The 11044-nt window shown below is 63.9% G+C and carries 8 protein-coding genes, 1 pseudogene and 1 CRISPR repeat array; of the genes and pseudogenes, 5 read left to right on the plus strand and 4 right to left on the minus strand.

Annotated features, from left to right (window positions below; all coding sequences use genetic code 11):
• Positions 1-6 precede the first annotated feature (6 nt).
• The 5 genes from KV203_RS03550 (at position 7) to tuf (ending at position 5185) form a co-directional block, all read left to right on the plus strand.
• Positions 7-543, plus strand: a complete 537-nt coding sequence (locus tag KV203_RS03550) for a DUF3558 domain-containing protein (RefSeq protein WP_066466677.1) — start codon at positions 7-9, stop codon at positions 541-543.
• 339 nt (positions 544-882) lie between these two features.
• Positions 883-1257, plus strand: a complete 375-nt coding sequence (gene rpsL, locus KV203_RS03555) for a 30S ribosomal protein S12 (protein WP_066466676.1) — start codon at positions 883-885, stop codon at positions 1255-1257.
• A 1-nt stretch (position 1258) separates the two neighbouring features.
• A complete protein-coding gene (gene rpsG, locus KV203_RS03560) occupies positions 1259-1729 on the plus strand; it encodes a 30S ribosomal protein S7 (RefSeq protein ID WP_066466675.1) in 471 nt (156 codons plus the stop codon).
• Positions 1730-1786: 57 nt separating this feature from the next.
• The gene (gene fusA / locus KV203_RS03565; protein WP_157079625.1) at positions 1787-3892 is read left to right on the plus strand and encodes an elongation factor G; all 2106 of its coding nucleotides are present in this window, start codon (positions 1787-1789) and stop codon (positions 3890-3892) included.
• A gap of 102 nt (positions 3893-3994) precedes the next feature.
• Positions 3995-5185 (plus strand): elongation factor Tu, encoded by a 1191-nt coding sequence (tuf, locus tag KV203_RS03570; protein WP_066466674.1) that lies wholly within the window; start codon positions 3995-3997, stop codon positions 5183-5185.
• A 75-nt stretch (positions 5186-5260) separates the two neighbouring features.
• Here the strand turns inward: tuf and KV203_RS03575 are convergent, their stop codons facing one another.
• From KV203_RS03575 to KV203_RS03590, 4 genes and pseudogenes are all read right to left on the minus strand, one after another.
• The gene (locus tag KV203_RS03575) at positions 5261-5416 is read right to left on the minus strand and encodes a hypothetical protein (RefSeq protein WP_157079624.1); all 156 of its coding nucleotides are present in this window, start codon (positions 5414-5416) and stop codon (positions 5261-5263) included.
• Between the two features lies 1 nt (position 5417).
• Positions 5418-5702, minus strand: a complete 285-nt coding sequence (gene cas2, locus KV203_RS03580; protein ID WP_066466673.1) for a CRISPR-associated endonuclease Cas2 — start codon at positions 5700-5702, stop codon at positions 5418-5420.
• Positions 5703-5706: 4 nt separating this feature from the next.
• On the minus strand, positions 5707-7602 hold the full coding sequence (gene cas1 / locus KV203_RS03585; protein ID WP_066466672.1) for a CRISPR-associated endonuclease Cas1: 1896 nt from the start codon (positions 7600-7602) through the stop codon (positions 5707-5709).
• 294 nt (positions 7603-7896) lie between these two features.
• Positions 7897-9693: a CRISPR direct-repeat array (repeat unit 37 nt; unit sequence GTCCGAAGGTGAGTCTCGCTAAAAAGCGAATTGAAAC).
• 3 nt (positions 9694-9696) lie between these two features.
• Positions 9697-10989 (minus strand): annotated as a pseudogene (locus KV203_RS03590) (ISL3 family transposase); the annotation flags it as partial.
• Positions 10990-11044 lie beyond the last annotated feature (55 nt).

Below are 11044 nucleotides of genomic sequence, written 5' to 3' on the forward strand. Positions count from 1 at the left end.
GACCGAATGAACCGGCGGATGGTCGTGGCTGCTGCTGGTGCCGTCGGACTGCTGGCGGTGTCGAGCGGGTGCGGCAAGACCGTGACCGGCACCGCCCTGCCGATCGGTGGGTCGGCGACCGGGATCGGGGACGACTTTCGCAACCTGCTCACCGAGTGCGACACGGTCACCGAAGATCAGATCGCCAAGGTAGTGGGTGGGGAAGGAATCGAGCGTGGTTTCTTCGGCGCGATCTGCCGCTGGGATATCACGGGTTCGAGCGGAAATATCAAGGTCACGTTCAATTGGTTCGAGTCCGGCTCGCTCGACGTGGAGCGGCAAACCCTCGCGAAGCTGAAGTACGAGGCGACCGACATCACCGTGCAGGGGCGCAAAGCGATCCAGGAGCGGCGGCCGAACGATCCGGACTCGTGCGGCGTGACGGTCGGTGCGCTGGACACCGGGATCGTCGGCTGGTGGGTGCAATATCGCCCGGGAGCTCACCCCGATGCGTGCGAAGCAGCGAGCAAGCTCACCGATCTCACGCTCAATCTCAGTCGGTAACCCGACCTTCGCTATCAGCCGCTCCAGTCGGAATACCCCGAGGTCGGCGGCCGTTGAATCGACCGCTGGTGGCCCCTGCCGGACGGCGGAATTGGGCTCGTCCTCGGCGTGGGTGTATCGTGGGCCGCTGTGCTCGGACCAATCGGGCATGTTCGTGTGCAGTAGGTAGGCCAGCGAGAGCGGCTGAGGGTGTTGTCATGCCCCGGTTCCGGGCCGATACCGCACGCGACACGCCCGACCTCGGGTGCACGATCGAGCCTTTCGCTCGGCCGGGCCGTAGACGATCGGGCGACCACGGACAGAACCTGATAGATCACCCAGAGACGAGAAAGCCGGTATATGCCAACCATCCAGCAGCTGGTCCGCAAGGGCCGCCGGGACAAGGTCGCTAAGACGAAGACCGCGGCTCTGCGGGGAAGTCCGCAGCGGCGTGGCGTGTGCACCCGCGTGTACACGACGACCCCGAAGAAGCCGAACTCGGCGCTGCGCAAGGTTGCGCGTGTCCGGCTGACCAGCCAGGTGGAGGTCACCGCCTACATCCCCGGCGAGGGTCACAACCTGCAGGAGCACTCGATGGTGCTCGTGCGTGGCGGCCGGGTGAAGGACCTGCCCGGTGTTCGCTACAAGATCATTCGCGGTTCCTTGGACACCCAGGGTGTGAAGAACCGCAAGCAGGCCCGCAGTCGCTACGGCGCGAAGAAGGAGAAGAGCTGATATGCCGCGCAAGGGCCCCGCTCCCAAGCGTCCGTTGGTGAACGACCCGGTCTACGGGTCCCCGCTGGTCACCCAGCTGGTGAACAAGATCTTGCTGGACGGCAAGAAGTCGACCGCCGAGCGAATCGTCTACGGCGCGCTGGAGCAGGCGCGGGAGAAGACCGGCACCGATCCGGTGGTGACGCTCAAGCGCGCACTGGACAACGTGAAGCCGGCGCTCGAGGTGAAGAGTCGCCGGGTCGGTGGCGCCACCTACCAGGTGCCGGTCGAGGTTCGGCCGGGCCGGGCGAACACGCTGGCGCTGCGCTGGCTGGTCAGCTTCTCCCGGCAACGGCGGGAGAAGACGATGGTCGAGCGACTGGCCAACGAGCTGCTCGATGCCAGCAACGGCCTCGGCGCGTCGGTGAAGCGGCGCGAGGACACCCACAAGATGGCCGACGCCAACCGGGCCTTCGCGCATTACCGCTGGTGACCGGCCGAGCTCGGCTCGACGACAAGACATTTTGAGTCCGACCAATTCCCGGAGGGAATGATGGCACAGGACGTGCTCACGGACCTGAACAAGGTTCGCAATATCGGCATCATGGCGCACATCGATGCCGGCAAGACCACCACAACCGAACGCATCCTCTACTACACCGGTATCACCTACAAGATCGGTGAGGTCCACGACGGCGCAGCCACGATGGACTGGATGGAGCAGGAGCAGGAACGTGGCATCACGATCACCTCGGCTGCCACCACCTGTTTCTGGAACGACCACCAGATCAACCTGATCGACACCCCCGGGCACGTGGACTTCACCGTCGAGGTGGAGCGCAACCTGCGGGTGCTCGACGGTGCGGTGGCCGTGTTCGACGGGAAAGAGGGCGTCGAGCCACAGTCCGAGCAGGTCTGGCGGCAGGCCGACCGCTACGACGTGCCGCGCATCTGTTTCGTCAACAAGATGGACAAGCTCGGGGCCGACTTCTACTTCACCGTGCGGACGATCAAGGAGCGGCTCGGCGCGAAGCCGCTGGTGATCCAGCTGCCGATCGGCGCCGAGAACGATTTCGAGGGCGTCGTCGACCTGGTCGAGATGAAGGCCAAGGTCTGGTCCGGCGAGACCAAGCTCGGCGAGAAGTACGAGGTGCGCGACATCCCGGCCGATCTGGTCGAGCAGGCCGAGCAGTACCGCCAGGAGCTGCTGGAGACGGTCGCCGAGTCGGATGAGGAGCTGCTGGAGAAGTTCTTCGGCGGTGAGGAACTCAGCGTCGACGAGGTCAAAGGCGCGATCCGCAAGCTGACCGTCAACTCCGAGCTCTATCCGGTGCTGTGCGGTTCGGCGTTCAAGAACAAGGGGGTGCAGCCGCTGCTCGACGCGATCGTCGACTACCTGCCGTCCCCGCTGGACGTCGAGTCGGTGGAGGGTCATGTCCCGGGCAACGAGGACGAGAGCATCTCGCGCAAGCCGAGCGCGGACGAGCCGTTCGCGGCGCTGGCATTCAAGATTGCCACGCATCCGTTCTTCGGCAAGCTGACCTATATCCGGGTGTACTCGGGCAAGGTCGATTCGGGTGCCCAGGTGGTGAATGCCACCAAAGGCAAGAAGGAGCGGCTCGGCAAGCTGTTCCAGATGCACTCCAACAAGGAGAACCCGGTCGGCAGTGCGAGTGCCGGGCACATATACGCGGCGATCGGGCTCAAGGACACGACCACCGGTGACACGTTGGCCGATCCGAACAAGCAGATCGTGCTGGAGTCGATGACCTTCCCGGACCCGGTCATCGAGGTCTCGATCGAGCCGAAGACCAAGTCCGACCAGGAGAAGCTGGGCACGGCGATCCAGAAGCTGGCCGAGGAGGATCCGACCTTCTCGGTGAAGCTGGACGACGAGACCGGTCAGACCGTCATCGGCGGGATGGGCGAGCTGCACCTGGACATCCTGGTCGACCGGATGAAGCGAGAGTTCAAGGTCGAGGCCAACGTGGGCAAGCCCCAGGTGGCCTACCGGGAGACGATCACCAAGCCGGTCGACAGCCTCACCTACGTGCACAAGAAGCAGACCGGTGGTTCCGGTCAGTTCGCCAAGGTCATCATCGGCTTGGAACCGTTCAAGGGTGAGGACGGCGCGCACTACGAGTTCGAGAACAAGGTCACCGGCGGTCGGGTGCCGAAGGAGTACATCCCTTCGGTGGATGCGGGCGCTCAGGATGCCATGCAGTACGGCGTGCTGGCCGGCTACCCGTTGACCGACCTGAAGCTGACGCTGCTCGACGGTGCATATCACGACGTCGACTCGTCCGAAATGGCATTCAAAATTGCCGGCTCGGCCGCGTTGAAGGAAGCTGCACGCAAGGCGGGTCCGGTGATCCTGGAGCCGCTGATGGCGGTCGAGGTCACGACGCCCGAGGATTACATGGGTGACGTGATCGGCGACCTGAACTCGCGCCGTGGCCAGATCCAGGCCATGGAGGAGCGCAGTGGTGCCCGTGTCGTGAAGGCGCTGGTTCCGCTCTCGGAGATGTTCGGCTACATCGGTGACCTGCGGTCGAAGACCCAGGGCCGGGCGAACTACTCCATGGTGTTCGATTCCTACGCCGAGGTTCCGACCAACGTGGCGAAGGAGATCATCGCCAAGGCGACCGGGGAGTGAGCTGCGGCTCACCCGTCGGGGGCGCACGCCGCGCCGATCGACCGAAGTAACAAACAACCCAGCTGCTACACCCAGCACAACAGTCCACAGGAGGACACCACAGTGGCGAAGGCGAAGTTCGAGCGGACGAAGCCGCACGTCAACATCGGGACCATCGGTCACGTTGACCACGGCAAGACCACGCTCACCGCAGCGATCACCAAGGTTCTGCACGACAAGTACCCCGATTTGAACGAGAGCTTCGCGTTCGATCAGATCGACAAGGCGCCGGAAGAGAAGGCGCGCGGCATCACGATCAACATCTCGCACGTCGAGTACCAGACCGACAAGCGGCACTACGCCCACGTCGATGCGCCGGGTCACGCCGACTACATCAAGAACATGATCACCGGTGCCGCGCAGATGGACGGGGCCATCCTCGTCGTCGCCGCGACCGACGGCCCGATGCCGCAGACCCGCGAGCACGTGCTGCTCGCGCGTCAGGTCGGCGTGCCGTACATCCTCGTCGCGTTGAACAAGGCCGACATGGTCGACGACGAGGAGATCATCGAGCTGGTCGAGATGGAGGTCCGCGAGCTGCTGGCGGCTCAGGAGTTCGACGAGGACGCCCCGGTGGTGAAGGTCTCCGCGCTCAAGGCGCTGGAGGGTGACCCGGAGTGGACCAAGTCGGTCGAGGAGCTCATGCAGGCCGTTGACGACTCGATCCCGGATCCGGTCCGCGAGACCGACAAGCCGTTCCTGATGCCGATCGAGGACGTGTTCACCATCACCGGTCGTGGCACGGTCGTCACCGGCCGGGTCGAGCGTGGCTCGATCAACGTGAACGAGGAAGTCGAGATCGTCGGCATCCGTCCGGACAAGACCAAGACCACGGTCACCGGTATCGAGATGTTCCGCAAGCTGCTCGATTCCGGCCAGGCGGGCGACAACGTCGGTCTGCTGGTACGTGGCATCAAGCGCGAGGACGTCGAGCGGGGCCAGGTCGTCGTGAAGCCGGGCACCACCACCCCGCACACCGACTTCGAGGGCCAGGCCTACATCCTGTCCAAGGACGAGGGTGGCCGGCACACGCCGTTCTTCAACAACTACCGTCCGCAGTTCTACTTCCGGACCACGGACGTGACCGGTGTGGTGACCCTGCCCGAGGGCACCGAGATGGTCATGCCGGGTGACAACACCGAGATGACGGTGGCGCTCATCCAGCCGGTGGCGATGGACGAGGGCCTGCGGTTCGCCATCCGTGAGGGTGGCCGCACCGTCGGTGCCGGTCGGGTCACGAAGATCATCAAGTGACCGCCTAGCCCTACCCGCAACTGCCCCCGACCGGACCCCGGTCGGGGGCAGTTGCGTTTCGCTACGCGGGACTGGTCAGGCGACGTGACCGGCTTGTGCGGCGTGCGCGATCGCTCGCCGGACTGCGGCCAGGGAGATCTGTCGATCGGACTCCGCTTCGGCAAGGCCGAGTTCGATCCATTCGCGGATCAACGAGGTCGTCGATGACGTCGCCTCGATAGCCGACCGCACTTCAGAAGACGCCCCAGAATGGGTCGTCGCGGGGCGGCTCGCTCTGGCCGAGGTTGATGACGCCGCTCCAGCAGTCCTTGCACTGACGAACCAGGAAGACGGAGTCCTCGTCCGGATCGATGATCGCGGCGATCGTGTCGCGTAGCACGCCGAGCTGATCGTCCTCGATGGTGCACAGGAAGACCGACAGTTGGATTCGGTCGCCCCAGGACTGCAGGAGCGCGGCAAGCCGGGCGCGACGTCGGTCGACGGGGATGTCGTAGGCAGCGAGCACCGTCAGGGCCATGACATCACCGCCATGACATGCCGGTCCACGGCACGGCCGGGTCCCGCATGGCCCGAGCGAGCAGCTTGGCCTGCCGGTAGAGGTGGCGGCGCAGCGTTCCGGTGAACTCGGGGATGGCTCCGGACGTTACTTGGAGCATGCGTCGCTCGTAGCCGCGGACCAGAATCTCCTTACCCGACTTGGTGAGATGCACCCCGGGCTCCCCGGTCACCGGCTGTCCGTGCGCCGGGGTGAGCGTGCCCTTCCGCGCGGCGGCCGACACCACTTGATCGATGATCATCGGCCGCCATTCCTCCATCAGATCCAATGCGAGACCGGGTCGTTTGCCCGATGCTTCGTGCAGCACGCCGATGTTCGGGTCGAGACCGGCGGCGACCAACGCCGCGACGCACTCCGCCAGCAGCACGGCGTAGCCGTAGCCGAGCGCCGAATTGATCACATCGAGCGGGGGCCGGCGTGACCGTGTCTCGAACCGCAGCTCCGCCGGCACCAACACACCGAGCACCGGAAAGTAGGCGGCGGCCGCCGCGCCCTCCAACCCGAGGAGCTGATCCCGATCGGTCGCGTCGGGGATCATCGCGCGTGAACGGTTCATCGTGCGGATCGCGTCGGCGACCGGTTCGGCGCAGGCCCGGCTGGTCAGCCGCCGCAACAGCGTGATCTGATGTGCGACCTTCGCGTCGATCATCGCCCGGGCCAACCCAAGGGCCCGCGCCGGGTCGTCGGCCACCGCGATCTGGGTCCGCAGCCGTTCCACCCGGGTGCCGTTCGCGGCGGAAAGATGCTGGCCCTGGTAGTTCCCCCGCCGGGATAGAAAGACGACGTCGATCCCGTTCTCCAACGCCCAGGAGCGGGTCCCCGCCGCGACCGAGGCGGAGCCGAACAGGACGATTCGGGATACCAGATTCTTCGGAACGGACAGCAGTTCCTCGTCGCTCTTCGATTCGACGATCACCCGGCCCTGCCGGGTGAAGATCCGACAGCCCTGTCGGGCCACGTAGAGGATGCGGCGCAACGGCTCGGATTGGCGATGTTCGTGCATGGCCGGCGGGTATCGGGGACCGAAATCCTCACCGAGGAAGTGGAATCCCTCGTCGAAGCTCATCACCTCGGTCTTGTCGGCGCCCAGCTGCATCCCCATCGGTTCGAGTGTCTCGGTCGCCACGCGCTTCGCCTCCCAAGCGTCGTCGAGGGATTCGGTCGGCACCACGAAATCGTCGGCATACCGGATCATCGGAAAACCGCGGTCGGTGATCGCCTCGTCGAGCGCGGTAAGCACGATGTTCGCCAGCAGTGGCGACAGCGCGGTGCCCTGCGGCACGCCGGTGGTTGCGGTCAGGCCGCGCCGGGTGCTCACCGGCCGTTCCACCATGCGCCGGATCAACGCGTCCAGGCTCGGGTCGGGCAGCATCGCGAGCAGCGAGCGCAATGCCTGTTCGCGGGGGATCGAGTCGAAGCAGTCGGCGACGTCGGCGCGCAACACCCAACCGGCTCCGGCGTCTCGGTGCGCGGCAACGGCGGTGATCGCGTCGATGACGCCGATGCCTTCGCGGTAGGCGTACGACGACGGGCCGAGCCGGCGATCGGCGAACGGTGTGACTGCCATCAGGATGCTGCGCTCCACCACGCGGTCGGCGACGGCCGGCACGGCCAGTTCGCGTTCCGAGCCGTCATCCTTGGGAATCGCGATTCGTGTCAGCGGCTTCGGCGAGTACTGGTGCTCGGCCAGTTCGATCGAGAGTCGGGTCAACCGCTCCGGTGCCGACTGCGCGAATCGCCGAACCGCGTCGGAGGGGATGTCGCGGTCCGCGTCCCGAGCGAGAAGGTGGCGCCACGCCGCATCGAGCGAGTCCGGATGCGATACCCGCTCGTACAACGTCGCCGCAGAGATGTCAGCCACCGCCGCCGACGCTACCGCGCCCGGTCCGGCAGCGCTGTCCCCTGTTCGCCCGACATCCGAGTTCAGGCCGGCGCGATATCATTCCGGATCACGCGCGACGTGTTTGCGCGGGTCGGCGGGGCGAATCGGAGGTGGTTCATGACGCGTAGCCACCCCCCGATCGTGTGCAAGGCGCCTGAGCTGCGAAAACGGCACCTCGGCCGATCGTGCGACCGGTCGCCCCGGCTCGTTCCGGGCGATGGTGTGCAGGGAGCTTGCATCGTCGCAGGTACGAGGCTACGTTTTGGGCGAGGGGTCCGAAGGTGAGTCTCGCTAAAAAGCGAATTGAAACGAGCTGTGACCGTTGTGGCCGAGGTGGGCGTGCAGTCCGAAGGTGAGTCTCGCTAAAAAGCGAATTGAAACCCTCGTTGTTGACCTGCGGGACGATCTCTCGCGTCCGAAGGTGAGTCTCGCTAAAAAGCGAATTGAAACTGGCAGATCGCCCACTGTACATCAGCCAACGAGCGGTCCGAAGGTGAGTCTCGCTAAAAAGCGAATTGAAACCCGATGATGGCCAGCTGGAAGGCTGCAATGACGTTAGTCCGAAGGTGAGTCTCGCTAAAAAGCGAATTGAAACAAATGGGGTCGTCCTTCTCCTTGGCCGCCATCGCTTCGTCCGAAGGTGAGTCTCGCTAAAAAGCGAATTGAAACAAATTCCTCTGCTAGGGCCATGTAGTCGCCTGTCCGAAGGTGAGTCTCGCTAAAAAGCGAATTGAAACCGTACACCATCAGTCCTAAAAGGACTGCCGCTACGAGGTCCGAAGGTGAGTCTCGCTAAAAAGCGAATTGAAACGGTGTCCAGAGTCTAAGTCCTGAGCGTTGGTAGAATTCGTCCGAAGGTGAGTCTCGCTAAAAAGCGAATTGAAACCTCGTCGGTGAGCATGTTGTCACCGACTACCAAGGTCCGAAGGTGAGTCTCGCTAAAAAGCGAATTGAAACGACACCGACGGCGATGACACCGACGGCGATGACACCGGCGGTGATGCCGACGGTCCGAAGGTGAGTCTCGCTAAAAAGCGAATTGAAACCAGTGGCGGGGCATGTGGCGTTGGCGGCGAGTCCGAAGGTGAGTCTCGCTAAAAAGCGAATTGAAACCGCAGTCGAACCCGGCGAACCGGGTGACGAAGTCGTCGTCGGGTCCGAAGGTGAGTCTCGCTAAAAAGCGAATTGAAACTCTCGTGTCCCTCTCCATACTTGTGTTCGTGCTCGTCCGAAGGTGAGTCTCGCTAAAAAGCGAATTGAAACACCCATCCCCACTTTACTAACAATCTTGCTACCCGTCCGAAGGTGAGTCTCGCTAAAAAGCGAATTGAAACAGTTTGATCCGTCGACAACCAACAACACACCACACACCCCCGTCCGAAGGTGAGTCTCGCTAAAAAGCGAATTGAAACACGCAGTGCCCGAATCACGTCCGGGTCCTCGGTGTCCGAAGGTGAGTCTCGCTAAAAAGCGAATTGAAACGACTTAGACCAGCGGACATCGGCGGCACGATTACATATTGTCCGAAGGTGAGTCTCGCTAAAAAGCGAATTGAAACGTAGAGCTACCGTAGCTCACTACATCACATCGTGCGGTCCGAAGGTGAGTCTCGCTAAAAAGCGAATTGAAACCGGTGATGATCGACACCACCAACCAGACGCCCTGTCCGAAGGTGAGTCTCGCTAAAAAGCGAATTGAAACTGTCTCGGCGGAACGTTCACTCGTGTCGATGTAGACCGGTCCGAAGGTGAGTCTCGCTAAAAAGCGAATTGAAACCCTCTTCGAGCCATCCTTGGTGTTTGTCTCTGTCCGCCTGTCCGAAGGTGAGTCTCGCTAAAAAGCGAATTGAAACCCGCCGCGGAGGTGGAACGCCGTGATGCCGGCCTGTCCGAAGGTGAGTCTCGCTAAAAAGCGAATTGAAACCGTCTACCGGCGTATCTGCCGGTACCCAGAGCAGCAAGTCCGAAGGTGGGTCTCGCTAAAAAGCGAATTGAAACGTGTCGGACCATGTCGCCTCGTCGTCGGGGTGCAGTGTCCGAAGGTGAGTCTCGCTAAAAAGGCTCTTCACAATCGAGGGTGTAGTCGGGGTCTGAAGCCTCCGGTCTCGAGTAGTGATCGGGCGATGTAGTTGGTGAGGTTGCGGAAGCCGAGGGCGGAGCCGCGGAGGTGTTCGAGGCGGCCGTTGATCGCCTCGGTCGGGCCGTTGCTGGTGCCGGGCCGGTCGAAGTAGGCCAGGATGTCGTCGGCGCGACGAGTCAGGGTCCGGGCGAGTGTGCGGATCTCGGTCAGGGCTTTCGGGACGCCGTCGCTGACCGAGTTGATCAGCTCGGTCATCAGTTCACGGCCGCGCCTGCGGTCGGGTTCGCGGTAGGCGGCGACCATCCGTTGGTAGATCTCCCAGGTCGCTTCGACCTGGGCGTGGGCGTCGTCGGCGAACAGCTGCTCGAGTCGTTCGCGTTGCCGGTCGGTGAGCAGATCGGCGCCGGTGTGCAGGGTGCGCCGGGCCCGGTAGAGCGGATCACCAGCGCGGCCGCGGTGTCCGATGGTGTCGTGCTGGACCCGGCGTCGGCACCGGTCGAGGGCGTCGCCGGCGAGTCTCGCGACATGGAAGGGGTCCATGACCGCGGTCGCGGCGGGCAGTTCCTCGGCGGCCGCGGTCTTGAACCCGGTGAATCCGTCCATCGCGACGACCTCCACCGCGTCGCGCCACGATGGTGGGCGTTCGGCGAGCCAGGTCTTGAATGCCTGTTTGGAGCGGTCTTCGACCATGTCCAACAACCGGGCGGGGCCGGTTCGGTCGCGGATCGGGGTGAGGTCGATGATCACCGTGACGTACTTGTCGCCCTTGCGGGTGTGCCGCCACACGTGCTCGTCGACGCCGATGACCGTGACCCCGTCCCATCGGTGCGGATCACTGATGAGGACCCGCTTGCCTTCGGCGAGGACGGCGGTGTTCCACGAGACCGCGAGTCCTTCGGCGATCCGAGCGATCGTGAGGTGCTGGCAGACAAGACCTTCCAGTGCCCAGCGCAGCGCCCGGCGGGTGAGCCCAGCTCTGGGTTCGGCCGCGATTTCAGTGTTTTGGCGCCACACATGCCCGCAGCCGGTACAGCGGTAGCGGCGGATAGTGACCAGCAGTGTGGTGGGTCGCCAGCCGAGTGGTTCGTGCGCCAACCGGCGCACGACGGTGTCGCGGGAACGGCCTTCGCAGCCGCAGCGGCGGCACCAGCGATCGGGTTCGGCGACCCGGCAGGCCAGCACCGCCCGATCCGGTTCGACCCGCTGGCCGGTGACTTCGAGACCGAGCTCGTCCAAACCGATGAACGTGTCCAGATCCGGGCGGGCGAAAGTAGTAGCGTCGAGCACGTCGAGGTCTTCCAGATGAGGCGTGTGAGAACCTTCATCTTCGGGAGACCTCGAC

Source organism: Skermania piniformis (assembly GCF_019285775.1).
Classification (GTDB): domain Bacteria; phylum Actinomycetota; class Actinomycetes; order Mycobacteriales; family Mycobacteriaceae; genus Skermania; species Skermania pinensis.